This window comes from Acaryochloris sp. CCMEE 5410 (assembly GCF_000238775.2).
Classification (GTDB): domain Bacteria; phylum Cyanobacteriota; class Cyanobacteriia; order Thermosynechococcales; family Thermosynechococcaceae; genus Acaryochloris.
Genome location: NZ_AFEJ02000001.1, coordinates 907,679 through 932,361, shown reverse-complemented (window position 1 = coordinate 932,361; position 24,683 = coordinate 907,679). Strand labels below are relative to the sequence as shown.

Here is a 24,683-nt window from a genome sequence, read left to right as displayed (position 1 = left end):
GAATTTACCCAACAATGACCTAGCTGAAAAACTGATCAAAAGCAGGGAAAACCATTTCCATTTCCACAGAAGGCAATAAGATTGTCTTGTCTCCAGTGAGACCTACTTATTCTCTACAGGAACTTCTCCAAGGTGTATCTCCTGATTTACAGCACCAGGAAGTAGACTGGTGTGAACCTGAAGGAGATAAGGTTTGGTAAAATTGGTGGCACTATTCCAGACAGAGGAGACATCTTTAATCTCCAATTTAAACCTCAATCTGGACGAGAACAGGTTTACCGCCCTGCTTTCATCATTTCTCCTGCGGCTTACAATAAAGTTTCTACCTTAATCTTGGTTTGCCCAATCACGAGTCGCCAGAAGGGTTGGCCTTTTGAAGTTGAATTAACCCCTCCAATGAAAATTCGGGGAGTTGTGCTTGTGAATCAAATTAAATCAATCGATTGCATCTCTCGGGGTGCTATTTTTGTTGAACGATCCCCCGATGATGTTATTGACGAGGTTCTGGCAAAATTAGAGACTTTGGTTTCCTAATGGCTGATCTCTTGGCTTTAAGAGAGTTGATTTATCAGCTAGTGGGGCGCTGGGGCTAGGAGGTCATTTATACAATGAATCTCTAGGCAGTCAATCGCCTTAGCATTACGCGAGTCATCACAGCGTAGACAGTGGCCTCACTCATTTCTATAAGCATCGAAACGCTTGGGACTAAGATAATCGCAATCCTCCTACTCACGAGTCAGTATGGCTCTCTAGTAGTGGCCCACCTATAAAAGATTACGAGCGATTAACCAATTCGTCAGAGGCGATGATTTATATCTGCATGATTCAACTCATGGTCAGGCGGGTGGCCTGAACTCTGAGACGCTGTTCACTTTTCACGCATTCTCCTAGATTCAGGACTGATAAATCTCTCTTTGAGATTATTGTTTGACGATAATAACCTATTAACCAAGTTTTTTTTGGAAGCCTCAAATTCTCAAACATCAACTGACTAAATTGCAGAAAACATAAAATTTTTATTAAGACGGTAATCTTTGGTAGAGAAATACAGATAAATGATCTACTAAAAAAATTATCACAAGAAGTTTTAAAGAATTTGCGTATTTTACTTATTCAATTCAGATAGATAAGAAGACTAATCAATTCGATCTTATGGTATGGCCGATACATTTTAGGAACTGATTTAAATTTATTTTTAACAGTCTTATTTAATTGTCTTCAAACTATTTTCATCGAAAACTAAACAATCAATCAGGTAAATGATATTGATTTTATCTTTGTTGATTACTTTTCTTTTTTATTGTTTTAAATCAATTTATCCTCTTTTATAACCTTCAATTATGTAACTAGAAGGTGAAAAGCATCAATTTTACTGACCTCTTCACGCAATGAGTTCTATGTTTAGGCTTGATTATCCCCCTCTTGCTAACTGGGCTGGGTTTAGTGCTGCTCTGCTGTATGTCGTCACTCTATTACCCACCATCTTAAGGGTTGTATTTCCATCTACGAAAACAACAGGTATTCCTAAAAAATTACTAATTCAGCGTCGACTGCTCGGAATTATTGCCTTTTTACTGTCTGTTATCCATGGCTACTGGATGGTCTCTAAGAGAGAACTTGACTTTCTAGATATCCAAACTTACTGGATTTACTGTCAAGGTATTTTTACTTTTCTCATATTTACTCTATTAGCGATTACCTCTAATGACTGGAGTGTAAAAAAGCTCAAAAAAAGCTGGAAAAAACTTCACAAGTTAACTTATTTAGCAATGTTCTTGTTGCTGTGGCATGTGATCGACAAAATGTGGGGGCATTGGACTTGGGTTACTCCTCCTTCTCTATTGATAACTGGAATAATTACGGCTTTATTTGTGATTCGAGTTATTCGCGAAAACTATGTCCTTGATAAATCGAAAGCGCAATCGTCTCAATCGAAAGCACCAGAGGCAACAGCCTCCAAAAAAGACTAGCTGATGGTTCTTCACCATCGCTCAATCACCCTCAAGTACTCACTAGGAAAGGCAAGATGGCTAAATCTACTCAAAAACGCAACTGGGTTATGTTTCTTTTGCTCTCTACTGCAGCCACTTTATATGCCCTAAAAGCCCATGAACAACTGGGTCGAACGGTTGCTTATCCAGCTGTGCCGTCTGAATCCATGTCAACCATTCACAAGACGCTTCAAACATTGAAAAATCAGAGTGTATGGATCTATGCGATCGCACTCAGTCCCGATGGTGAAACCTTGGCCAGTGGCCGCTATGATGGCAAGGTTGAGCTATGGAATTTGCGTATTGGTAACTTGCGCCAAACCCTGCAAGCCCATGAAGATGCTATCTCATCCTTAACGATCAGTGCTGATGGCCAAACACTCGTCAGCGGTAGCTGGGATAACCGGATTAGTTTATGGGACCTACAAACGGGTAAACATTTACATACTTTAGAAGATGCCGCAGATGACGTTACTGCGATTGCTCTTAGTATAGACGGCAAATCCTTGGCTGCCAGTGCTGCCGATAAAACCATCAGGCTCTGGGATCTGAAATCGGGCCGTCAATTGCAAGTTAAGAAAGCTTCTACGGTCGTCTTATCCCTCGCCTTTAGTCCCGATGGTCAGGTTTTAGCTGGAGGAAGTCGGGATGGTGTCGTCAGGTTCTGGCAACGGGATAGTCTGTCCCCGAGTGTTGCTCTAGAGGGGCATCAGGGAGCGGTGCAATCGGTCTCCTTTAGTCCCGATGGTGCTTTACTGGCAAGTGGCAGTGAAGACCAGAGCATGAAAGTATGGCACCTTTCCCAAGGAAAACTCCTGCATACCCTACAGGGGCATGATGCACCTGTCTTATCCGTTGCCTTCAGTCCAGATGGCCGTAAATTAGCCAGTGGGAGTTACGATCGCACCATTAAAGTCTGGCATCCCGTATCCGGTCAGCCCCTCAAGAATTTGGTTGGACATACCAAGTCAGTGCAATCCATCCAATTTAGTCCTGATAGTCAAACCTTAGTGAGTTCAGGGAGTGATGCCACCGTAAGAGTGTGGCCGATTGCTGCAACAACGGCTTTCCATTGACCTGGGCTCGGCAAATGGTATGTTGCCCTCACTGGCCTAAAAAGGCCAGTGAGCTGGAACACAAAGCCTCAAAATCCAGTCAGATAAAATGATAGAGCGGTTTAACTGGTGGGGAACAGTAAATTAGGTAGTTAGCTGGCTTAATGTATAGGACGGCTTTGATAATCCCTGAGTATATGGGGTATTCACTAGTACTAATGCGCTCATAATCTAGATCTATAGCTTTGTCTTGAGCATTACGACTGAGACAGGCTACAATTCCTTTCCCAGAGTTACTACTCAAAATTTTTCTTGTTCTGTAGAGGTCTCAAGCGACGGTATGTCTAAGATATTGTCCCGTAGTATGCCCTTGTTAGCTAAGAGTATTGCGATCGCATCTATCGCTGGAATTTGCTTACAAGCGTTACCGAGCGATGCCCGGTTTAATCCGGGGGGCACTGTTGGCAAACCAGGGAATCGCCGAGGATTAGCCACCCGAGGCGGGGGATGTAAAGCTAGTGGCAACCCCACATTAACGACCCTCGTTCCTAAAAGTAATGTCGGTTTGACGGCATCGGCAACGCCGACGTTCTACTGGTTTATTCCTCAAAACACCTATCAATACGTCAACTTTTCTCTGTACAGCGTGGATGCTGAGGATAACCCCACGGATTTAATTTATGCTTCGACCTCGCGCATTTCTGGAGAGGGGGGCCTGGCTAGTGTTTCTATACCGAAGGAAGGCACAACTCAGTCTTTAGAAGCAGGCAAGAGTTATCGCTGGATGGTCCGGCTCCTCTGTTCTGGGAATGACCGCCGCGGACTTTCTGCCATGGGGTGGATCACCTATACACCACCCAGTCCTCAGCTTGCGAATCAGTTGGCGGTAGGAAATAAGGCTGATGTGTATGCTGAAGCAGGCTACTGGTATGACGCCGTCCAAGAACTAGCCCAGCAGAAACAAGCCAATCCCACTAGTCCTGCCGTAAATCAGGCGTGGAAAGAGCTGATGGAGTCTGAGTTTGTGCAGTTAAACCAGCTTGCGGCTCTGTAGACCTCATTGATTACAAGATAAGGGCTAGATACCTAAGCCTTGCACAGACTCAGTCGGGGGATGTTCAACAGTGAACTGGTACTCAATGACTTGGTGTTGTTGAGGTGATAGGACTAGTTCCCAATCCAACTGTCCCAGCTCACCTGCCTCAATTCTGGGTTGGCTCTGGGTCAGTCGGATCTTAAGGCGCTCATCTCGGCTAACGGGTAGTTGTTCTGTTAGCTTGAGCTTGGCGGCTTGCTCCAGGAAATTGGTTACCACTAAGCGATAGGCAAACGTAATGCGGCGCTGACCGCCAATCAGTTTTTTATCGACCTGGCGTTCGGTGAGTTCTCGCTCAAGTCCCAATCCCTCGTCAATGCCGAGATCGGTCTTGAATTCCTGCCCTGGGGCTGTATGGTTGAGTTGAGCAGAGCCGACAAACATGCGATCGCGAAAAATATTTGCTTTCCCTGGCAAGAGGGTAACACCGTCCGTCGGGTTTTTCACGGTGGCTTGGAGATAGGCAAAACTCACTCGGCTGGGCATGGCAATATGCTGACAGTCCACCGGATAGTCCTGATTGGCCAAAGTGACGGTATGGGGGTTGCCATCACTGGGGATATCACTATTGCCTCCAATACTAAAAGAGACCACCGTCCCAGATTTGGAGATGTCTGCCGTTGCCACCCGAGCCATTTTCCTTGAGGCTGGGCTGGGGGGGGGAGGCGAAGCTGCTTATTAGGTCGGCTCCAACTTCTAACGCCGCAGCCATTGGTGCAGCGGACTTTCGCCGTTTTAGCATTTCTACCTGCTGGGGTAAGTTGATATACCAAGGTTCTAGCTTGGGGGGTAAAGAACCGAGTCCAGGTTTGGCAGTGGATAAGGTTAAATCAATGGCCTCCCAGCTCTCTCCTGTGGTCTGCTCCACTTCTGCTAGATAGGCCAGGCCCAGAACACCCGTTTCGGTATTGAACTGTAAATCATACAGGGGACGCCACTGAGCCTGATTGACTCGGTAGATGACCTCTAAATCCAGGCTGCCTGCTATGGCAGCAATTTTGACAACAAGGTGATAGCGCTCATGGGGACGACGGGTTTGTAGTTTTAGGAGTTGGTCTTCCAGTAATTGAATTTGCTGCTGGAGATTTTCCTGTTGACCTTCAATACGGGTCACTGCATCGCTATAGTTTTCATATTGCTCACCCCAAAACTCGAAGAGGGCGTGGGCCTCAGTCAGGGTTTGCTGTTTGACAATTTGCTTCGACAGGGTTGGAATGGCTTTGGTACTGAGCGCTTCTACGGCCTGCAACTTTAGCTTCACTGCCGCTAATTGATCCTGGTAGCGTCGTTGCTGGCGCTGCAGCTTTTTAATTTGAGCTTCGATTCGGGCCACTTCTGGCTCAGTTGATTCAAGGGTTGCCACGGACTCTGTCCTTACCCCCAGTAACTGCACCGTCTGGGTACTAGAACCGGAAACCCGCACCGAATCGGTTTGTAAGGTCATGGGTAAATCAGGAATGATAATCTCCTGCTCACTGCCTGTCAGTTCAACTGTGCCTTGGCGAGTAATTTGGGCCTGGCGGCTATAGACGGTAACCGCTGTAATCTGAGTGTCAATCGTGGTTTGCATGGGCTTGAGTAGGAGACAATTCGGAGCAGAGGGATTTTCAATTCGAGGACCGTTCCACACCCTAGCACTAAGTGAGTTATCCTAAATCCCATCAACGCTAGAGCATTATTCTGAAGATACCCCAGCAAGAAGGTTCCCTTGAGGACGAGGTAGGCATGGAGACTTGCGATCGCACATTCAGTTACGTGGCTGATCTGGCCGATCTCTCGGAATCGGGTTGTCATGTCGTCTATGTGGACGGTAAAGCCATTGCCCTCTTCCGGCAAAAAGAGCAGATTTTTGCCATCGACAATCGCTGTCCCCATATGGGCTTCCCGCTTCATAAAGGTACTGCCCAGGATGGTATTCTGATTTGCCACTGGCACCATGCCCGCTTTGACTTAGCCAGTGGAGGCACCTTTGATCTGTGGGCCGATGATGTCCAGGCATTTCCCGTGGAGATCCGGGAGGGCCAGATTTGGGTGGATCTGTCCACGCCTCAGGATCGAAAAGCCTATTATCGGCAGCGCCTTACGGATGGCTTGGAGCAAAGCATCTCCCTGGTGATTGCTAAATCGATATTGGCATTACTGGCCTTGGGCGTCGATCCGGCAGAACTGATTGAAATTGGGTTAGCCTTTGGCAGCCGCTATCGTCGGGCCGGTTGGGGAGCAGGTTTAACGATCTTGACCTGTATGGCCAATCTCTTGCCTCATCTCGACCAAGAAGATCGACCTTTAGCCCTCTATCACGGGTTAAGCGCTGTCGCCCGAGATTGTGCAGGTTCACCGCCCCGCTTTGATATTCAACCCTTACCGCAATCTACCGCTGAGTTTGCCACTCTTAAGGGTTGGTTTCGGGAATTTGTAGAGGTTCGAGATCAGCAGGGAGCCGAACGCTGTCTCGTTTCCGCTATCCGTAGTGATGCGCCTCCAGCGCAGATTGCCGAGATGCTGTTTGCTGCTGCCACGGATCACCGGTTTCTGGATGGCGGGCATACCCTGGACTTTACCAATAAAGCCCTTGAAGCACTGGATGTAGTGGGTTGGCATCAGGCCGAGACCATTTTGCCCAGCTTGGTCAGGGGGTATACCGATGCTGAACGGATGGAAGAGTCTAGTGCCTGGCGGAGTCCCGTTGATTTGGTGGCTCTCTTGGAGCAAGCTTTTGCGACGCTGCCGCAAATTTATCAAGCATCTCAGCAGACACCAGTGGATCAAGGGGCCTTAATCCCGATCCTCTTGGGCGATGATCCAGCCCTGATTATTAACGAGTTGCTTCGAGCGATTCAGAACGGATGCAGCGATGTGGAATTGGCCCAGGTGGTCACCTATGCTGCCGCTAGGCGGGTGGCTCAGTTCAGCATCAATAATGATTTTCGAGATTGGGATATTGCCCATCACACCTTTACCTTTGCCAATGCGGTGTGTCAGGGATTGCGGCGAGTTCCTTCTGTCACCCTCTTGCGGGGGGTGTTTGATGCAGCGATGCGGATTTATCTCAATCGGTTTTTGAATATTCCTCCGGTGCCGTTGCCTCGGCCTGAATCCCAAGCCCCCTCTTTGGCCGAACTTCCTGACTTGCTCGATCGCCAACAGCAGGTCAAGGCAGTAGGCGAAGTGGTGGCTCAGTTTCAATTTAACGAGGGAGAAGTACCCCACCTACTGGCTGAGCTGGGGAAACTCTTGCTCCGGGAAGATCGCAATTTTCACACCATTCAGGAAATAGAGGCTGCGGTTCGCCAGTATGAACAATGGTCAGACAGCCCTACCCGTCCCTATTGGTTAGTAGCCGCCTCCCGTTACTTAGCGGCCCATGCCCCCACGGCCAGAGCCCAAGGCCAAACTTATCGGATTGCCCACCGCCTCCAGCAAGGGGATCAGGTCTTTGAGTAGGAGATAGATATGAGATTGATTGGATGGTCTATCAGCATGTCTTTGGTTATGGGCTTGGGATTGTGTTCTGCTCCGTCTCAACTCTCGCCACAGCCGCAGCAACCACCCCCCACTATGCAATATCAAAAGCAGGAACTATCGCAGGCAACGGTGCATGTCCTGCGGATCCCAAACCATCCTCGCTATACCGTTCGTCTTGATGTCGTGGACGGACTCCAAACCGTGGTTGATTTTGCTCAGGGCACTCCCAAGCCAGTTGCCGTAATCAATGGGGGATATTTTGACCCTGCGAATCAGCTAACCACCTCCTATATTCGGCGAGGAGGACAAACCCTGGCTGACCCGACTCAGAATTCAAGATTGGTGGATAATCCTGATCTGAAAGTCTATTTACCAAAGATCCTTAATCGCTCGGAGTTTCGGCAATATCAATGTGGTGCTAAGACTACCTATGCCATTAGCTTATATAGCCAGCCTATTCCTCCAGACTGCACCCTTAACTACGCCCTGGGAGCGGGACCTCAGCTTCTTCCTCAATTGACCTCACAAGCAGAAGGATTCACCGACTCAGTTGATGGCCAGGTGATTCGAGATGCCATTGGCAGCCGTCAGCCCAATGCTAGAAGTGCGGTTGGGATTACGGGTAAGGGGGATGTTATCTGGGTAATGGTGGAGCAACAATCTGCTACCAAGCCTGGACTTTCACTCCCTGAGCTAGCCGATTTTATGGAACAGCAGGGTGCAGTGTCCGCCTTAAATCTAGATGGGGGCAGTTCGTCTTCGCTGATCTATCAAGACCAAGTGATTACGGGTAAAAGCCTGCAAGGAGAGCCACTGCTTCGCCCTGTAAAGTCAGTTTTGATGGTGCTGGAGAATGCACCTAAATAAAGCTGAAATCAATCGGTAGGACGGAGCACTAACGGCTTGGATGATACACCTTGATACTGCCTTGAGCGATCAGGGGTTGGAGAATTTCGTCCGTTAGCTGAGTTTCAGGCTCCGTGGGGGTTGGAGGTTGGAGTTGGGATTCCAGTCTTGCGATCGCAACTTTCAATGCTGACGCAGTTTGATGATTCGTACAGGCTTCCAGTTGATTACGAAGCTGTTCGATTTTATCTACGGTTAACAGAGCCATCGGAGTCCACACATCAAAGGTTCCAGAGATCATTAAACCATTTAATTGGCATGAATAGACATTCAACGAATCGTCCTTTAGAAAGGCTTCAATTTCAGTCCCCCCAAGAGGCTAGCTGTTTAATCCCGATGGCCCAGATCTAGGACTGGCAGGCATTGGCCATGGCTTGGGTTCTTCTCCCCAGGGGCCGATTGAACTTGCTAAGACCCACCCAAAACGTCCGATATCTGTTGTTATTGAGATTCTTAGCGCGAATACAAGACCACATGCCAATCGGCTTTTTGAGATAACCCAGTGAGTCGAGTTTCTGGGTGCAGCGCTTGCTGCTGGTACAGCGAGTTTTGATAGGTGCAGAATGGCCTTGGTTAAACACATAGAAAGAGATGATTTCGGTCGTTGCTTTACGTCGTTTGGGATTCCGTTTTCCCTTACGATTTTTGACCACGCATTTAGCATTAATGCTGCCGAAATAGCAATGCCCTTTGGCCCAATACCCATTGGCTTTGACATTGAACCCTTTGGTTTTGGCTTGGGCCGGGGTGGTCAAGGCAGAAAGGGCCAAAGCTGTCGTAACGATAGCTACTCCACCGATCATGATTCTTTTCATAATGAATTCTCTCCTAATAATTGAGCTGAGACTGAAGCAACGATAGCCACCGTTGAGCGGTCTCCACCTTCTTCTAGGGATGGGCGCAATTCGTTATGCAAGATACGGAAAAATAGAATGAATTTTGCGTTACTGGATATGTCCAATTTGGGATGAATTCTTAACCACACAACTCTAAAAATATTTCTTATATTGAAGAGAAGTTTCCGGCTGGCATAGCAAGGGGTCATTGTGTCTTTATACGCTGAGTTGCATCGACATTTAGGTGGATCGGTAGTGCCACGGATTTTGTGGCGATATTTCAAACGCAACCGCCCCGATTTGGCCAAACCCTTTACGGACTATCCCCAGTTTGAAGAATTCTACTGTCGTCCTCGGGAATCCCTGGCCGAGTATCTAGAACTGCATACTCTAGTGGAAAGCGTTCAAACTCGCGAAACCCTGCCTTACTTTATCTATCGCCTGATTCGCGGCGCTTACGTGTTCGAGAATCTGGCCTATATGGAGATGCGGTATACCCCTTATCTGCGCACCTCAGACCAGCTCAGTCAAACGGAACGGATTGATCAAACGGCGGAGATTGTCGAAATTGTCGGTCAGGCGAGCCAGGTCAAAGAATATCCCATCGTCACCAGCCAAATTCTCTGTATGCATGCGCGCTTGCCCTATGAGGTCAACCGAGCCATTGTCGAGATTGCGGCCCAAATGCCGGAGTATGTCTGCGGGATTGACCTAGCTGGTGGGGATGATTTGTATTGCGATCGCATGGATGAATTTGTCGATCTCTATGCCTATGCCCGCTCTCTAAACCTTAAAACCACCTGCCATCTCTATGAAACGGAAGGCGGTGCCCACCCCGAATTACTGCCCTACCTGATGCGGATTGGTCATGGTATCCAAATCCCCTTGCAGCATCCAGAACTTCTCCCTGCCGTTGCCCAACGTCGGCAATGCTTAGAAATTTGCCCCACCACCTATCTCAAAACTGGGACCTTACAGAGTATTCAGCAACTGCAAGTGGTGTTTGATCGCTGTTTTGATGCTGGCGTTGATGTGGCCATTTGCACCGATAATGCTGGTCTCCACAATGTTCGCCTACCCTTTGAGTACGAAACTCTCCTCACTCAAGACGTGATTAGCTTCGATCAACTGAGAGCTTGCCAAGAAAATGCCTTCCGCCATGCCTTTGCTTGGCCCCTAAATCAAGGTCCAGCTGCTATTCTGAATGATGTTCTAAACTGGGCTCCTGCTGCCATAAAGCCAAATCGAGCGACGGTTGCCACCTAATTCCAATCCTAGAAAAGGTGGCATTGGCAGCCAGCGTAGAACATTGAGACACCATCCAAACCGTGAATGCCTGCCATCCGCCGTCGACTAATTCTCGCTTTAGTTAGCGTTATCTTAACGCTCCTTTTGCATATCCCGGTCTGGGCTCAAGCCCCCAGTCCCGTTGCCAACCCCTCAACCCAGCAGCCACTAATTATTCCGAACTTGTCGAACCCTCTGGTTTCGGATTGGATTTGGTTGGATGGCCGCCGTCTCTTCAAAATCACGGCCACTAAAGGCAATCTAGCTGAACGCATTCAAGCCGTCCAGGACAGTCTGGAGACCAGTAAACGCAAGTATCTCCGCTCAGATTCAGCCGACCCCAAGGTAGACATTCGGATCAGCAATAACTTACCCGTCATTTATGTTGATGATCAGCATTTGATGACCATCACCTCCCTGGATGCGGAACTGCGAGGGCTGGACGTCACCACCTTAGATGATCAAATCAAATCCATTTTAGAAACAGCCCTGCGTCGCGCTAGGACCGAGCGCCAGCCCCAGTTCTTGCGACAGCAGGGTATCCTGACTGCCGCCGTGATTGGGTGTGCCGTACTTTTAAATCGCCTCGTCCATTTTTGGCAACGTCGGTTAAGACGACCCGCCAAAGCAGTCGCCGCCCCTAAAACAGATGGATCGCTGGAGCTGCCGCCGGTCCAATTTTGGGTAGGATTCCTCGGGGTGCTCCGGCAAGTTCTCAGTATTCTGCAAATCTCAATTGGGATAATCTGCCTGCTCATCTGTTTGGACCGATTTCCCTACACCCGTCCCATCAATATCTGGTTGCTCAAGAGCCTACCCATTCCCCTCACTTTAACTGGGGTTGGGTTGGTCACCTATCTGCTGATCCGACTGAGTTGGGCCTTAGTCAATCGTTTCGCCTTAGCCTTAACCGTCACCCCCTTTCTCTCCCCCATGGCATCCCGGCGGATGCTGCTGAGGATTTCCACTATTGCCAATGTGATCAAAGGCATTGCTGTACCGATTTGGATTAGCTTAGGCATCATTGTGGCCTTAATCCTGCTGAAAGTAGATGTTGGCCCCTTATTAGCGGGGGTCGGTTTGGTGGGGGTCGCCCTTTCCCTTGCCTCTCAAAGCATTATCAAAGATGCCCTCAATGGGTTCTTAGTGATTGTGGAAGATCAGTTTGGGGTAGGTGATGTGATCACAGTCGATCGGTATACCGGCGTAGTTGAAACTTTAAACTTGCGCATGACCCAAATTCGCAATGCCGAAGGACAACTGATCACCATTCCCAATAGTGAAATTCGCATTGTGGCCAACCTCTCCAGTGAATGGTCACGGGTCGATCTCAACATTCCTATTCCCTACCATACCGATATTGACCAAATGCTGGATTTGATACAGTCTACTGCCCAGGCCATGGCAGATGAGCCAGACTGGCAAAAACAGATTCTAGAACCACCGCAACTAATGGGCGTCGATGATTTTGATCATCGGGGTCCTGTGGTGAAGGTCTGGATCAAAACACAGCCGCTCCAACAATGGGCCGTGTCTAGAGAATTGCGTCGTCGGTTAAAGCTAGCCTTCGACGAAGCCAATATTTCCATCCCCGTCCCTCAGCAGCAGTTATGGCTATATCGATCTCATCCTTGAAGCCATCTGTACAGACTAGAATTATTGGTCCCCTTTTAAGCATGAATATCGCAGAACGATGGCATCCAATTTTAGGAGGCTGACTCCCAAACTATTACTGGAAATAATCTGACGGATATAGATAGAAATGGGTATCAGTCAATCAGCCTATCGAGTTCATACGGATGGTGTAGCAGACATTTATATTTTCTTAATCTCAAGTACTTGAATGAGGGGTTGTTGTAGTCAATCTTAAGAGACTTAGAACAAAAGCATTGACTATCAGAAAACTTCTACTAGACTATGAACTTGTACATTTTGGGTATTGAAATAACCCACTTTTTTTAGTCTATAACTAACGCCTTTATAGATGAGTCGAGTTGAGTCAACACTCACCCAGACTTGGTTTTAGCTCATCTATCTGCAAAGTATTCCTAGTCCAATCAAATTATTTCCATGGGGAAAGTCAGATTTTGAATATAAACACAATCAGAGTTGACTCAAATAAGAATCAGTTGTCGAGTGAAAGGAGATATCTGGACATCCATCGTTCCTGCCTTCGTCCTAACCCTCAATCCTTGGCAACTTGATATATACTTTACTGGATATCTTTTTCTATGTGCCCCAGGATACTTATCCAAAACTAAATCCTATCATCAGGGTAAAAAAATGAATCAATTGTTATTGTTGAACCTATTCATTTTTTCTTTTGTTATAGTAAAAAAGCTTACCCAAAAATAAGCGATACCCTGATTCCTTTCTGTTGTGTTTATTACTGCATTAGAGACTTATGCCTAAACTAAAGAAGAAAACGGTTAAGCCATTGACCGGAGAAAAACTACTGGCAAAAATCAAAGAACTCGGTGATTTAAGCCGAGAAGCGAAAGCCAAAGCTTGTGGCTACTTCTCCTTTGATCCAGATGGGTCAGAGCGTCTGAATGTGATGGCTTTTATGAATGCTGTCCTCGACGCTGAAGGAGTAGACCTTGATGCTCAGCCAACCAGTAATGGAACTGGCACGTCAGGACGTCAACCCAGCTATATGGTGTCAGTCCAAACCAATGGCAATTTGCTAGTTGGCGCGGCCTACACCAAACAAATGGAACTGTCACCGGGTGACATGTTCGAGGTGACTTTGGGGCGCAAGCATATCCACCTCACTAAAGTTGAAACGGACAGCTAGTTAGGGAATTCGTTGCACTCTTCAGATTGGGTGAGCTGAAGAGTAGCTCCAGAGATGAGCTTTATTGTTTTGAGAACCAGGCTGCGATCGCATCCGCCATACTAACCGCCAACTGCTTCTGAGCCTTTGGATCCGTAATCCACTCGAACTCCGTCGGATTAATCATAAATCCCAACTCCATCAACACAGTCGGTGCCACTGTTGGTCGAGTTAACGCCAAATTATCCCAAAAAATACCGTAGTCAGGCCGCTTCAAATCATTGACTAGGTAATGATGTAAAAAGACTGCTAAATCATGGCTTTGGGCATGGTACCAAAAGGCTCCTATCCCTGCCGTGTTCACCGCATCACCACTATCGGGTAATGCATTGTAGTGAACGCTGATGGCAATGGTCGGTTCCGTTTGGTTGATAACATCCACCCGATCCTGGGGATAGAGGTCATCATCCCCTTCGCGAGTCATCACAACGGTTGCTCCTCGTTTCTTTAATTCTTCCTGGAGCAGTTTACTGACGACAATAGTGACTTCTTTTTCGGGTAAACCCGTGGGTCCACGGGCACCTAGATCATTTTCGCTGCCATGTCCTGGATCTAGCAGCACTTTCACATTGGAGAGTCCCTTGCCTTTAGGGGGATGCCGGAGGGAGAGTATCAAGCTGGTGCCTTCATAGCGCAGCTTATAACCCCACTGTTGTTTGGGCTTGAGATTGAATTTATACTCCACCCGCCCTGGACCCGGCTGTTGCCAATCTAGCCGTCGAATCACCGGATCATCATTCATAAAAATGACATCCGTTTGAGCGGTAGTGTTATGTAGGGTCAAGGTAAAGCTTTGATCCCCCTGGTTGACGCTGATGGGCACCGGATTTTGCAGCGGAAAGACCACCTCAGTCCAACCCGGCACTTGGCGACTGCGAAGACTGCGAATAATAGAATGGGGCAGAATATTCTGGGATAGGGGCCGGGTTTCTTTCTCTTTGATCCAAGCGCCATAGTCCAACCGCAACCACTCCCCTTCCCGTCCAGTGATGCGAGCTTGCGATCCTTTGGGTAAAGGCGTTAACCGAGAGTAGTTTGTACTCGGTCCTGTGCGCGCCACCCCCTGATCACTGGTCACTTCGATCACAGAGAAGTCCTGGGGCGAGAGAATTTCAATGGTACTCGCTCCCGTTCGCTGGAGGGTTTGCCCATCTTTGGTTAGCTGAAACACGGGCTTGCCCAAAACACCGGGTTGGGAGAAGGCGGTACAGCCCTGATATACCCCCGGTTGATCCGTGGTTTGGGGTTGATTCTGCTGGGTTAAAGCAGATGAGTTGGGGGGTAGATTGACAGATTGCCCTTGGGGTTGCAACGGAACGGTTTGTTGCCCGATTTGAACCGAGAGCTGAGCGTTTGGTTTGGCAATCGTGGTAAAACAAACAGGCTCATTCGGAAGCTTGGCAATATCGGTTTTGGGTTCTAATGTGTCTTCTGATAAGCCTGTAGTGGGTTGGGGAGAGGTTAGAGTGCGAGTGATGTTGAGGGTGAGGGTCTGGTCACCGTACTGAAGTGTAAAGGTATTTTCGCCAATCTCCAGGGGAAAACTGGGGGCAAAGTTTCCGGTGGGGCTGCGGTCTATCACCTGGCCATTCACGGTCACCTTTCCTGAAGCAGGAGCTGTGCCAATCAGAAAAATTTGAGCTGCAGTGGTTTTATGTCCATCGGCAGGGTAGACCACGCCTAAGGCGTCTCCGGCAACAGCAGCATGGGGATAGACCAAACTCAAACTCCCAGCAAGAATCGCTAATCCCAAAATTCGCTTCATGGACTCTACCCTTCACATCCACTTTAATCAACCGTAATCCAGAGGCCCTGTCAATATTCAAGACCTTATTCATCAAGACAGGGTTTCAAAACGGGCAGAGTATGATTGAGGGTCAAAATACTGCATTGCTATTCGGCTATGAATCGTAATAGATCCGTGTCCTTATGACGAGGATCATTTAGCATCCAAGTTTTTGTTTAAGGAGCTGAATTTCTTTTTTAGGAAGCCGACGCTCTAATGTTGGTAATACTCTCAGCCACTCACATAAATCAGTCTGGGAGCGAAGCTGATTTTTCCAGCTTTCCTCAATGATCCATAATGTCCCGTTGACTAAGACGCTTTCTTGTTTGCAGAGTTCCCTTAAAGGTTTCTCATTGGTTAAAAGGTGACGATTGAAAGATTTGGCATAGTAAAAGTTGAGTGAATCAGGAAGACTCAATCTTCCTGTTCGGTATTTTTGGGCAGGCTGGATCCATTCGTATTCAGTTTGGATTTCCTGAACACCACATTCCAAAATGCTTGTTACTAAATCAGGTTGTTTAGGGTGATCGCATTCTTGCAAGACAACATCGAGTACTTCGATTTTCCCTAGTTTGCATAGAACATCCAGCCCATTTACGTAACCTAAGTCAATAAGGACATTGGCGTCAGAAAGCAGTATCAATCGCTATCTTCCTCCATCCATTTAGCTAGGATGTCTCGGATTTCTGGCAAGGGTGTTCCTAAAACCTCCGCAGCTCTTGAAGCTGTTAATTCATCATTAACTAGAAGCCTGTATATCAGTCTTTCTAGACGAGTCAACCCTTCAGGCTTTGCGAGCGTGGGTTCCTCACGATCAGCTCCATACTTTTTGTTGAGGACTCCGATTTGTTGACCACATTGTTTTTTGCTGATTATACCTATCTGAGCCGCCCGATAAATCGTGGTTCGCAGGCTAACTCCATACCGAAGCTTTATGTCAGCTAGTAACGGTTCAGGAATCCATCGATCACGGTAAGGATAAAGTTCCCTGGACAGAATGTCTCTAGAGAGGAGAACGGCTCCTGCTAAATGATTGGCGGCTTTTTCTCTTGGATCATTTTTTCGAGTTGGTGGCTGGGCTTCTTTATACTCCTGTCGATGAAAAATTAAATGACCTAACTCATGTAGGGCAGTGAAGAAAATTCTTTCGGTGGGGTGTGTTTCATTAATGATGATGCTTGCACCGAAAGTTTCTGTATAAGCTGAAAAACCTGAAATCTCATTAGGTAAGGAATGCAAAATGACCTTCAACCCTTTGGCTTCAAGATGAGCCAAAACATCTCCTAGAGGAGTAATCTCACCTACTCCTAGCCAATCTCGAACATCTTTAGCGACTTCTTCAACGATGTGATCGTTATACCCTGACAGAGGTCGCATTTCGGGAAGATTAGGTAACTCTCCTGCTAATTCTTCGATAAGTGCATAATCAGAGGCTTTTTGCGTGAGATGTTCTTTTAAGTGGGATTTAAGAACAGAGGGTTGGTCAGCACGGAACATCAGTCCTGTTGAAGCTGCTGTGTTTGCTTCGGATGTATTTGTGTGTAGCAGGAGATCGATCGGTATGTCTAATGCTCTAGCGATATTTGTGAGTTGAGCGACGGGGGGGGTTCTTCCTCCTTTTTCCCAAGTCGATATTGTTTGTCTCGTAACTCCAAGGCGCTCTCCAAGCTGATCTTGAGATAGTCCAGCTTGCTCACGATAAACACGAATAGAGTTAACAATTGTCATCTTATTTTTTGCTTGTTTATAATACAGATGTTAACTATATTTTACATTGGGAGTAAACCCATGGCAACAGGTAACAATCAGCATATTGTCCCTCATTCTGAAGGTTGGGCTGTGAAGTCCGAAGGTGCGTCTCGTGCAACGAAAGTAACCTCCACTCAGCAGGAGGCAATTAATATTGGGCGAGAAATAGCACAAAATCAAGCTTCCGAGTTATTGATCCACGGTAAAAATGGTCAAATCCGTGAGAGAAATTCTTACGGAAACGATCCTTTTCCACCCAAAGGTTAAATCCAAATTTTTGAGTTATTGCCAGTGAACTTACTGGCAATAACTCAAAAGCTTTCGAACTCGTAAAAATGGAGTCTTTTCACTATGCATCGAAAACATGTAATCTCAAGTAATCTGGAAAGTGTCGGGTACGATTCAAGCAATCAAATCCTCGAAATAAGATTTCATTCAGGTGGGAGCATGTCACCTTTGCAGATGCACAAAATTTAGAATTAAAAAATTTGGTGTCTGAAAGCAAGGCTAGCAAGGATTTCTGAGATGAGTATAAATACTAGCTTGCAAAGGTGACATGCTCCCCATTCAGGTGGTGTCTATCAATATTCTGGAGTTCCTGCATCTGTATATACAGGTCTTATAAGTGCGTCATCTCACGGCAGATTTTTTCACGCCAATATCAGAGGAAGATTTTCTTATCGGCGGATATAAGTAGGGTTTTTCATGCCAAATTCTACAAGTCAGTTTTTTCCTAATTCCCTCGACGCAGAACTTTACTAATCATTTTCCGAGAAAACTGCAGGTTAATCTCCTCTTTCTCAGCCCATTCTTGTAGCAGACGAAAGAAGATTTGGCGATCCTCCGCTTGGAGAACAGCCACGCGATCGGCTGTTTCAATCACGTAGGGATATCCTCCGCCGATGATCACCTCCCCTCGGACAAAATCTAAGACCGTCGAATGTAATCCGGCCTCATAAATCCAGATGGGCATTTCAATGCGCGCAGGTGGGCCTTCATGGGTTTTGAGGTAGGTAAAGGCGATGGATTCTGCTTGGTCTCCGTAGTCTTGGAGAATACCTTGATGGCTGTTTTCACCTTTGCGATCGCATTTAAATATCGGCGTGCGATCACCCCAATCCATATTCACTCCCAACAAGGCCGCATCATTAAGAGATGGCGCTTCCGGTAATCTCTTCAAGCAATGGAGTAACTGGACTAAATCTCGTGCCCGAGACGTATCAATATAGGCCACTAAAGGCACTCGGAAGTTTTCACTGGCTTGCAACAGTTCCACTAATTGCTGAACGTAGAATTTCCGACATTCAGCATCAAATTTTTCCGCAAACGTGGCTACTAGAGAGCCATCCAGAAATACCAAGCAATCTGAACGATTAGTATGGCCCTCCATAAATTCGATCATACGCTGGATTTCCATGCGAAATCGATGCATGTTAACCAGCCGATCCATCGGCGTACTCCGATCTTGTGGCTTTAGATCTTCAGGAGACAAAACCTCTAAGCGCACATCCTTGTCATAGCTACCCAAGGGTAAATGGGGATTCTCAAACCAGCCCACTTGCACCATGCCAATCGGAATGGATATGTCTTTGCTGGGATAGACTTGAGAACCATCCACCGCAAAGGTCGTAATCCCCATCAATCGTTCCCGCACCCATTCCAGGCTTTGCTCTCGACTTGACCACTTAAGCTTAGAAGGGATAATCCAGTTTGGGCTATCCCCTAAAGCCTCCAATGGACGCCCCCCTGGATTAGGGTGTTCAGTCAATGCTTTCGTGATTTCAGCATCAGGCTGTTGGGCAACCTTACTTAATGCCTTACGATATTTCTCTAATACTTTGAGGGTTGTTTGGTGAAAATCTTGGAACTCAGTCTGTTTTTGGTCTAAAGCTTGTAGGATTTCAGACGGCTTGAGTGGCATGATAAACCCTTATTTTCAGCCCGTTTTTTTTACTCTACTACCAACTGGTAGTGAATTTTGTATCTATGTCTTTACGTCAGCAGCAGCACCCACTCATTCGAGAATGGGCCAATCGGATTGAAGCAATTTGGACCCATTATTTAGAACTATCAGACTATCCTCTTCCCCCAGAATTCGGGCATGTTGAAGGACGTCTCGAAGGCGAGTTCCTCGTCATAGAAAATATTTGTTACCAGGCTCCACCGTTTCGCAAACTTCATTTGGAGTTGGCTCGAGTAGGAACAGGCTTAGATATCTTGCACTGCGTCATGTTTCCTGAACCGCAGTACGCCTTACCCATGTTTGGTACCGATTTGGTCGGTGGACGAGGTGGCATTAGTGCTGCCATAGCCGATCTGTCCCCTACCGCTAATGGAAAGCTATCACCGTCATACCATGAGCATCTCCAGAATTTACCCGATTTGAAGTTTTCCGAGCCACGACAGATCCCCGAGTGGGGAACGATCTTTTCTGAGTTCTGTCTATTTATCCGACCCCAAACATCCCAGGAAGAAACTCAATTTTTAGAGCGAGTCTCGGCCTATTTAGAATGGCATTGCCAGCAAGCCATAACAACTCAGCCTGTGTCCGAATCAGAGATTGAACAAGTTATGGCTGGACAACAACGGTACTGCCAGCAACAACAACAGAATGACAAAACTCGACGAATCTTGGAGAAGGCATTTGGTGATAAATGGGCAGACCGTTATATGACAACTGTCCTGTTTGATTGCCCTTGATCTGATCCTATTCTTTGGCTTTTTTTTGCCTATACTGATTTTTCGCGACTGACAATAGATTCTCTGGAACCTGTGGTTGCTTGAAGCAAACTATAGTCTGCTTTTTTTTTACAGGCTCGACTGGCTATCCTTCCCCAAAAAATTGACAGCACAATTGGCCCAAAAGTACTCCATTACAGCTCATAAATTTTGCCCAGGCACTCTAGGCGGTTTTGACAGCTAACCGCCGACAGGGAATACAGTCTACTTGAATGGCCGTAGCAATTTCGCTGCTATGGATCTCAAGATGGGCCGTTCGTGGCGCATCGAATACCAAAGTCTGTTGGGGAAAGACCACCCGCTCAAAATACCAGTTCTTGATATTAGTGATCCGAACGACTTGAACCCTAGGTGACGGATTGTAGTAGCTACAGAAAGTTAATTGTGTTGGCTGAGACTCAAGCGTTTTAGTCATAGAAAATGTCTAGCCAGCTCTTAAGATCCTGGATCCAAGAGCTGGCTAAATGAAAGAATTGAAACAGGAATTTATAAGCTGGCCAGCGATTTTTATCAGAAAGGATAACCTTTCCGTCGATACACTTTTCCCAAACAGGAATTTGTCGTGCTTATTATAACTATTACATTAACTTATCTATATTTTCTTAACAAAAACCTTCATGATGTTTTTATATTTCATTTATTCAAACCACCATTAGATTTCTGGAGAAGGTCAGTTGCTTGTCTCTATAGATCATTTTGAGACATCGACGTTCATTTTTTTAGGTGCTCGGCTAATGATCCATTGATCCCACCAGATGAATCGTGATCGATCTATTATTTACGCTTCTTAAGTTAATTCTCATAATTCTCAGCTAAAGACAACAGTTATGAGGTTGTAAGGTCCGTAGTAGGTTGATAATCTTTCCAATTTCCGTGACATCCTGTTGCTGGTTCCCCTATCCACAAACCCATTTTGATAGTTGCATCCACTTTGTCATATCAATAATGAAAGATCTCAGCTAGGCATGCTTTGAACTGGCCTGTTTTGGCGAAGCAGAAGCCAAAGGAATAGAAATGTGCCAAAAATCAACTTGCGAAATTTTGTACTCAAAAGATAATCACTCAAGACTGATTTAATAGCTTACACAAAATATTTATATTGACCCCATAACTATAAAATCAGCAATATTTATCCCTATATTAGTGATTCTAGATGTATTTTTTAGTTGATTTCTTTAGATATTAATCCCCTTTATTTGCTAGTGAGAATAGGCGTTTGGGCAAACTAATAGTTAAGCATTCAAACCTATAAAGATTGGCTGATATTTAATTTGAGAGAGCTAAAAAGGATCCTCTAGCTATCAGTTTATTTTTGAGACTAGGGGGATAGAAGTGGGGAAAAATCACAAAAAGCTTCCATTTATTATGGATTGTCTTATTTTCTCTCTTGATTCGAACGCTATGGCATGTGACTCAATTTAAGAAAATTGTTCAGCAATGGTGCTCTCCAATCATCCAATCAACCGTTCCCCATTTCTATAAGCGGGCTATCTTAAGCCAAACCATTACAACCTTGGTCAATGCTCCACTGGGTGATCAAACCAATTCGAACAACAGCGATCGCAATATTCATTCTTTTCTAACCTGCCCTAAGTGGAAGGAGTCTAGCTGATGAAACAGAGAAAGTTTTTCAAATACTTGGGGGCATCTACCCTTCTCTTGCTTTTCACTGGATCAGTTTACAAAAGCACATCCGTCGATCCCGAAGTTCATCAGCGTTATCATGCCTTAATTACTCAACAGTTAGTTAAAGACGCTGCATTAAATCAAGGTGTTCTCAAATCCCGTTATGCCTTGCTCACTTCCTATGATCCACTTGTGCAGGCTATTTCTGAGCAAGGGGCCATACAAAAACAGTTAGAGCAGGTTCCTGGCTTTATTGGTAACCCGTCAACCCTCAATCAACAATTGAAAACTAACAATAAACTTTTTCACCAGAAAGAAGAATGGGTTGAATCGTTTAAATCCACTAATGCGGTGGTCAAAAATTCCTTAAACTACTTACCTGAACTCGTTAGAGAAGTCCGTCAAGGCGATCGGTCCCAGGGGTTAACGAAAAATAGTACAGCAAGACTCCAAGATATGTTGGATAACGTACTGCTGTATAGTCTGTCTGCCAACGAAGCGCTGGTGCCACAAATCAACCAGCAAATGACCCAGCTAGAAGCAATGAGCCAAACTGAAGCTAATAAAGAGGGTCTGTTATTAGCCATTGCCCATACCCGAATTATTCTGGAGTACAAACCGAGGGTTGATCAGCTAACCCAAACAATCCTTCAACAACCCACTTCAGAAGCCATTAACCAACTAGAAGCTCTCTATACAAAACAGCATCAGAGTGCCAGTCAGACAGCGAATATCTTTCGATTGATTAGTTTTGGCTGTCTACTGATAATTTTGGGAGGCACTGCCTATCTCGTCATTCGACGCCAATGGGCGCTTATCCAAGAGCAGCAGCAATCCCAACAACGCATATCAGGCATTTTGAGCAGCATCACGGATGCGTTTATTACCCTGAATCCAGAGTGGCAAGTCGTCTATATCAATGAGAAGGCCGCTGAACTCTTTGGACAAGGCCCACAAGATGGCATCCACCAAAATTTCTGGCAAACTTACCCCCAGGAGCTAGGACTTGATCATCAGGACAACTATCAGACTGCCCTACAAGACCAGATCAGCCAGTCCTTTGAAGCCTTTTACGCCAATCGCCAGATTTGGTTGGAAGTCCGCATTTTCCCCAGTGTGGATGGGCTGTCCCTATTTTTACAGGATATTACTTCTCGCAAACTAGCTGAAGCCCATCTTGTGCAGATGAATGAAGATCTACAAACTTCCCAGCAGTTATTAAGACGGGTGATTGATACGATTCCACAACTTCTATTCTGGAAGGATCGTGAGGGGATTTATCTGGATTGCAACCTGCAATTTGCAACCTATGTTGGCTTAAGCCAACCTGAACAAGTCGTCGGTAAAAAGGATACTGATCTCCCATGGGCTCCACCAGAATTAGCAGCATTCCAGGCCAGCGAGCAGCGAATTCTCACGACTGGAGAGATTGAAACTGCATTATTAAAGCGCCATAACCCGGATACTTGGCTGGAAACGATTAAAGTTCCCCTTCATCAGGCGGATGGAACGATTATGGGCATCCTTGGGGTTTATCAGGACGTAACGGCACGCCAACAGGCTGATGCAAAACTGCGTAACGTCAATGCAGAATTACAAACAGCTAAAGACCGTGCCGATGCAGCCAGTCAGGTGAAAAGCGAATTCCTCGCCAATATGAGCCATGAACTGAGAACTCCAATGAATGCGGTGATCGGAATGACTGGGTTACTGACCCATACCTCCCTCGATGCTCAACAACAGGATTTTGTTGATACCATCCGCAGTAGTGGGGATGCACTTCTATGTCTGATTAACGATATTCTGGATTTCTCTAAAATCGAAGCTGGAAAACTCGAAGTTGAAGAACAACCGTTTAACCTCAAATCCTGTATTGAAGAAGCCTTGAAATTAGTCGCCCCAAGAGCCTTCAAAAAAGGCTTAGAAATTGCTTATCTGGCTGATCCAGATTTACCCTGCGGCATCGTAGGAGACGTCACCCGTCTACGCCAGGTACTCGTTAATTTACTTACGAATGGGGTGAAGTTTACGGACAATGGTGAAGTCATCGTCTATGTCAAAGACGTAACTGCAGAGATGCAGGATAGGGAGGGGCTTGGTAGCGAGGGCCAGTCTCCGCGCCGATTATTCCAATTTGCGGTGAAAGATACAGGGATTGGTATTCCCGAAGATCGCTTGAATCGATTGTTTCAATCCTTTAGCCAAGTCGATTCCTCCACGACCCGCAAATATGGCGGTACGGGGTTGGGCTTAGCTATTAGTAAGCGGCTGTGTGAATTGATGGGTGGAAAGATCTGGGTGGATAGTGAAATTGGAATAGGTTCCACCTTCTCATTTACGATTGCAGCTCCCATAGTTGACACTTTCGATTGTGCCCCGATTCATGATTTGGCACCGTTGAAAGGCCAACGACTCCTGATCGTTGACGACAATCTGACGAATCGAAAAATTCTAACCATATTTGCAGATATTTGGGGAATGCATTCCCAATCAGCCCCCAGTGGACCGGCAGCCCTTGAACTTCTGCGAGGAAGATCTAGCTTTGATCTAGCCGTGGTCGATATGCAAATGCCAGAGATGGATGGCTTAACCTTAGCCAGAAGGATCCATGGCCTACAAAAATATAAAGACTTGCCACTCGTAATGCTCAGTTCTCTGGGTGTTGAGGCTATTTCAACTCCGATGGATAAAAGTCTTTTTTATGCCATCTTAAATAAACCCATTCAAGAAGCACAGCTAAGTGCCATATTAGTCCGAGCAGTAACCAGACAGTCCGAAAATACACAAAATTCTGAGCTTGATCGCCCCCAACCCAGTACTAACTCAAAGACGTTGCACCTTTTGTTAGCTGAAGATGTAGTGGTTAACCAAAAAGTTGCATTGCTTATTCTGAAACAGTTGGGATATGAGGCAGATGTGGCCAACAACGGCAAGGAAGTTTTAGAAGCTCTACATCGCCAACCCTACGATGTGGTGCTAATGGATTTACAAATGCCTGAAATGGATGGCCTGACAGCATCCCGAGCTATTCAAGAAACTTGGTCCCCTGAAGCTCGGCCTTACATCATTGCTTTGACCGCTAATGCCATGCAGGGGGATCGAGAGAAGTGCCTTGAGGCTGGCATGCAAGATTATGTGAGTAAGCCCATTCGGAGTGAAGAACTGAAAGCAGCTTTAGAACGTTATTTACTGTCTCAATCACCAGTGCTGAGTTAGAAGCTAGCTCAGCTTAGGGGCCGATAAAAGTCATAGGCTTTGTTTCAGATCTTATACCAAATCCGATTTATATAACTCCGATATAATGCATAATT

The 24,683-nt window shown here is 46.3% G+C and carries 22 protein-coding genes and 2 pseudogenes; 15 read left to right on the top strand and 9 right to left on the bottom strand.

Annotated features, from left to right (window positions below):
- Nucleotides 1-171 precede the first annotated feature (171 nt).
- The 5 genes and pseudogenes from ON05_RS04060 to ON05_RS04040 all read left to right on the top strand — a co-directional run bounded on the left by ON05_RS04060 (nt 172) and on the right by ON05_RS04040 (nt 4,100).
- Nucleotides 172-534 (top strand): type II toxin-antitoxin system PemK/MazF family toxin, encoded by a 363-nt coding sequence (locus tag ON05_RS04060; protein WP_010479268.1) that lies wholly within the window; start codon nt 172-174, stop codon nt 532-534.
- Between the two features lie 235 nt (nt 535-769).
- Nucleotides 770-853 (top strand): annotated as a pseudogene (locus tag ON05_RS04055) (IS5/IS1182 family transposase); the annotation flags it as partial.
- Nucleotides 854-1,397: 544 nt separating this feature from the next.
- Nucleotides 1,398-1,970 carry a ferric reductase-like transmembrane domain-containing protein gene (locus ON05_RS04050; protein ID WP_010479270.1) on the top strand — a complete coding sequence of 191 codons (573 nt, stop codon included), beginning with the start codon at nt 1,398-1,400 and terminating at the stop codon, nt 1,968-1,970.
- Between the two features lie 56 nt (nt 1,971-2,026).
- Complete coding sequence (locus tag ON05_RS04045) at nt 2,027-3,067, top strand: WD40 repeat domain-containing protein (RefSeq protein ID WP_010479272.1); 1,041 nt, start codon at nt 2,027-2,029, stop codon at nt 3,065-3,067.
- A 319-nt stretch (nt 3,068-3,386) separates the two neighbouring features.
- Nucleotides 3,387-4,100 carry a DUF928 domain-containing protein gene (locus ON05_RS04040; protein WP_236619127.1) on the top strand — a complete coding sequence of 238 codons (714 nt, stop codon included), beginning with the start codon at nt 3,387-3,389 and terminating at the stop codon, nt 4,098-4,100.
- Between the two features lie 24 nt (nt 4,101-4,124).
- Here ON05_RS04040 and ON05_RS04035 read toward each other — a convergent pair whose 3' ends face one another.
- Together ON05_RS04035 and ON05_RS04030 are read right to left on the bottom strand one after the other, a co-directional pair.
- Nucleotides 4,125-4,769, bottom strand: a complete 645-nt coding sequence (locus ON05_RS04035; protein ID WP_201768001.1) for a DUF4139 domain-containing protein — start codon at nt 4,767-4,769, stop codon at nt 4,125-4,127.
- The gene (locus tag ON05_RS04030; protein ID WP_201768002.1) at nt 4,723-5,712 is read right to left on the bottom strand and encodes a mucoidy inhibitor MuiA family protein; all 990 of its coding nucleotides are present in this window, start codon (nt 5,710-5,712) and stop codon (nt 4,723-4,725) included. The genes ON05_RS04035 and ON05_RS04030 overlap by 47 nt, the downstream gene beginning before the upstream one ends.
- 155 nt (nt 5,713-5,867) lie before the next feature.
- On the opposite strand from ON05_RS04030, the gene ON05_RS04025 reads away from it, so the two are divergent.
- Both ON05_RS04025 and ON05_RS04020 read left to right on the top strand, forming a co-directional pair.
- Nucleotides 5,868-7,586 (top strand): Rieske (2Fe-2S) protein, encoded by a 1,719-nt coding sequence (locus ON05_RS04025; RefSeq protein WP_010479276.1) that lies wholly within the window; start codon nt 5,868-5,870, stop codon nt 7,584-7,586.
- A gap of 9 nt (nt 7,587-7,595) precedes the next feature.
- The gene (locus ON05_RS04020) at nt 7,596-8,474 is read left to right on the top strand and encodes a phosphodiester glycosidase family protein (protein ID WP_262561170.1); all 879 of its coding nucleotides are present in this window, start codon (nt 7,596-7,598) and stop codon (nt 8,472-8,474) included.
- Nucleotides 8,475-8,502: 28 nt separating this feature from the next.
- Here the strand turns inward: ON05_RS04020 and ON05_RS04015 are convergent, their stop codons facing one another.
- Both ON05_RS04015 and ON05_RS04010 read right to left on the bottom strand, forming a co-directional pair.
- Nucleotides 8,503-8,787 carry a hypothetical protein gene (locus tag ON05_RS04015; protein WP_139026092.1) on the bottom strand — a complete coding sequence of 95 codons (285 nt, stop codon included), beginning with the start codon at nt 8,785-8,787 and terminating at the stop codon, nt 8,503-8,505.
- Nucleotides 8,788-8,860: 73 nt separating this feature from the next.
- On the bottom strand, nt 8,861-9,328 hold the full coding sequence (locus ON05_RS04010) for a hypothetical protein (RefSeq protein WP_010479283.1): 468 nt from the start codon (nt 9,326-9,328) through the stop codon (nt 8,861-8,863).
- A gap of 231 nt (nt 9,329-9,559) precedes the next feature.
- Here ON05_RS04010 and ON05_RS04005 point away from each other — a divergent pair, with 231 nt between their 5' ends.
- The 3 genes from ON05_RS04005 to ON05_RS03995 all read left to right on the top strand — a co-directional run bounded on the left by ON05_RS04005 (nt 9,560) and on the right by ON05_RS03995 (nt 13,433).
- Entirely contained in the window at nt 9,560-10,615 is a 1,056-nt protein-coding gene (locus tag ON05_RS04005; RefSeq protein WP_010479285.1) for an adenosine deaminase, read from the top strand.
- 66 nt (nt 10,616-10,681) lie between these two features.
- Nucleotides 10,682-12,271 carry a mechanosensitive ion channel family protein gene (locus ON05_RS04000; protein WP_010479288.1) on the top strand — a complete coding sequence of 530 codons (1,590 nt, stop codon included), beginning with the start codon at nt 10,682-10,684 and terminating at the stop codon, nt 12,269-12,271.
- Between the two features lie 769 nt (nt 12,272-13,040).
- Complete coding sequence (locus ON05_RS03995) at nt 13,041-13,433, top strand: AbrB family transcriptional regulator (protein WP_010479290.1); 393 nt, start codon at nt 13,041-13,043, stop codon at nt 13,431-13,433.
- Between the two features lie 61 nt (nt 13,434-13,494).
- Here the strand turns inward: ON05_RS03995 and ON05_RS03990 are convergent, their stop codons facing one another.
- From ON05_RS03990 to ON05_RS03980, 3 genes are all read right to left on the bottom strand, one after another.
- Nucleotides 13,495-15,237 carry an N-acetylmuramoyl-L-alanine amidase gene (locus tag ON05_RS03990; RefSeq protein WP_010479291.1) on the bottom strand — a complete coding sequence of 581 codons (1,743 nt, stop codon included), beginning with the start codon at nt 15,235-15,237 and terminating at the stop codon, nt 13,495-13,497.
- Between the two features lie 178 nt (nt 15,238-15,415).
- Nucleotides 15,416-15,901: a hypothetical protein gene (locus tag ON05_RS03985; protein ID WP_010479293.1), complete on the bottom strand. Its 486-nt coding sequence runs from the start codon at nt 15,899-15,901 to the stop codon at nt 15,416-15,418.
- The gene (locus tag ON05_RS03980; protein WP_010479294.1) at nt 15,898-16,986 is read right to left on the bottom strand and encodes an XRE family transcriptional regulator; all 1,089 of its coding nucleotides are present in this window, start codon (nt 16,984-16,986) and stop codon (nt 15,898-15,900) included. The genes ON05_RS03985 and ON05_RS03980 overlap by 4 nt, the downstream gene beginning before the upstream one ends.
- Nucleotides 16,987-17,046: 60 nt before the next feature.
- Between ON05_RS03980 and ON05_RS03975 the strand changes: the two genes are divergently transcribed.
- The 3 genes and pseudogenes from ON05_RS03975 to ON05_RS38380 all read left to right on the top strand — a co-directional run.
- Nucleotides 17,047-17,274, top strand: coding sequence for a DUF2188 domain-containing protein (locus ON05_RS03975; RefSeq protein WP_010479296.1), 228 nt, complete (start codon nt 17,047-17,049; stop codon nt 17,272-17,274).
- A gap of 84 nt (nt 17,275-17,358) precedes the next feature.
- Nucleotides 17,359-17,484: a KTSC domain-containing protein gene (locus ON05_RS38385; protein ID WP_085945246.1), complete on the top strand. Its 126-nt coding sequence runs from the start codon at nt 17,359-17,361 to the stop codon at nt 17,482-17,484.
- A 99-nt stretch (nt 17,485-17,583) separates the two neighbouring features.
- Nucleotides 17,584-17,700, top strand: a pseudogene (locus ON05_RS38380) (KTSC domain-containing protein); the annotation flags it as partial.
- A gap of 40 nt (nt 17,701-17,740) precedes the next feature.
- Here the strand turns inward: ON05_RS38380 and ON05_RS03970 are convergent.
- Nucleotides 17,741-18,928 (bottom strand): DNA double-strand break repair nuclease NurA, encoded by a 1,188-nt coding sequence (locus ON05_RS03970; protein WP_010479298.1) that lies wholly within the window; start codon nt 18,926-18,928, stop codon nt 17,741-17,743.
- A 65-nt stretch (nt 18,929-18,993) separates the two neighbouring features.
- On the opposite strand from ON05_RS03970, the gene ON05_RS03965 reads away from it, so the two are divergent.
- A complete protein-coding gene (locus tag ON05_RS03965; RefSeq protein WP_010479299.1) occupies nt 18,994-19,707 on the top strand; it encodes a phycocyanobilin:ferredoxin oxidoreductase in 714 nt (237 codons plus the stop codon).
- Nucleotides 19,708-19,909: 202 nt separating this feature from the next.
- Here the strand turns inward: ON05_RS03965 and ON05_RS03960 are convergent, their stop codons facing one another.
- Nucleotides 19,910-20,161: a DUF1830 domain-containing protein gene (locus tag ON05_RS03960; protein WP_010479302.1), complete on the bottom strand. Its 252-nt coding sequence runs from the start codon at nt 20,159-20,161 to the stop codon at nt 19,910-19,912.
- Between the two features lie 1,196 nt (nt 20,162-21,357).
- Between ON05_RS03960 and ON05_RS03955 the strand changes: the two genes are divergently transcribed.
- Nucleotides 21,358-24,588, top strand: a complete 3,231-nt coding sequence (locus ON05_RS03955) for a DAHL domain-containing protein (protein ID WP_010479306.1) — start codon at nt 21,358-21,360, stop codon at nt 24,586-24,588.
- Nucleotides 24,589-24,683 lie beyond the last annotated feature (95 nt).

Excerpts from the sequence above, each read along its gene's own strand:
- ON05_RS03995 (WP_010479290.1), top strand. The coding sequence starts at position 13,041 with ATGCCTAAACTAAAGAAGAAAACGGTTAAGCCATTGACCGGAGAAAAA.
- ON05_RS04010 (WP_010479283.1), bottom strand. The coding sequence starts at position 9,328 with ATGAAAAGAATCATGATCGGTGGAGTAGCTATCGTTACGACAGCTTTG.
- ON05_RS04030 (WP_201768002.1), bottom strand. The coding sequence starts at position 5,712 with ATGCAAACCACGATTGACACTCAGATTACAGCGGTTACCGTCTATAGC.
- ON05_RS04000 (WP_010479288.1), top strand. The coding sequence starts at position 10,682 with ATGCCTGCCATCCGCCGTCGACTAATTCTCGCTTTAGTTAGCGTTATC.
- ON05_RS04020 (WP_262561170.1), top strand. The coding sequence starts at position 7,596 with ATGAGATTGATTGGATGGTCTATCAGCATGTCTTTGGTTATGGGCTTG.
- ON05_RS04050 (WP_010479270.1), top strand. The coding sequence starts at position 1,398 with ATGTTTAGGCTTGATTATCCCCCTCTTGCTAACTGGGCTGGGTTTAGT.
- ON05_RS03955 (WP_010479306.1), top strand. The coding sequence starts at position 21,358 with ATGAAACAGAGAAAGTTTTTCAAATACTTGGGGGCATCTACCCTTCTC.
- ON05_RS03965 (WP_010479299.1), top strand. The coding sequence starts at position 18,994 with ATGTCTTTACGTCAGCAGCAGCACCCACTCATTCGAGAATGGGCCAAT.
- ON05_RS03980 (WP_010479294.1), bottom strand. The coding sequence starts at position 16,986 with ATGACAATTGTTAACTCTATTCGTGTTTATCGTGAGCAAGCTGGACTA.
- ON05_RS03960 (WP_010479302.1), bottom strand. The coding sequence starts at position 20,161 with ATGACTAAAACGCTTGAGTCTCAGCCAACACAATTAACTTTCTGTAGC.
- ON05_RS04045 (WP_010479272.1), top strand. The coding sequence starts at position 2,027 with ATGGCTAAATCTACTCAAAAACGCAACTGGGTTATGTTTCTTTTGCTC.
- ON05_RS03975 (WP_010479296.1), top strand. The coding sequence starts at position 17,047 with ATGGCAACAGGTAACAATCAGCATATTGTCCCTCATTCTGAAGGTTGG.
- ON05_RS03970 (WP_010479298.1), bottom strand. The coding sequence starts at position 18,928 with ATGCCACTCAAGCCGTCTGAAATCCTACAAGCTTTAGACCAAAAACAG.
- ON05_RS03990 (WP_010479291.1), bottom strand. The coding sequence starts at position 15,237 with ATGAAGCGAATTTTGGGATTAGCGATTCTTGCTGGGAGTTTGAGTTTG.
- ON05_RS04040 (WP_236619127.1), top strand. The coding sequence starts at position 3,387 with ATGTCTAAGATATTGTCCCGTAGTATGCCCTTGTTAGCTAAGAGTATT.
- ON05_RS38385 (WP_085945246.1), top strand. The coding sequence starts at position 17,359 with ATGCATCGAAAACATGTAATCTCAAGTAATCTGGAAAGTGTCGGGTAC.
- ON05_RS04025 (WP_010479276.1), top strand. The coding sequence starts at position 5,868 with ATGGAGACTTGCGATCGCACATTCAGTTACGTGGCTGATCTGGCCGAT.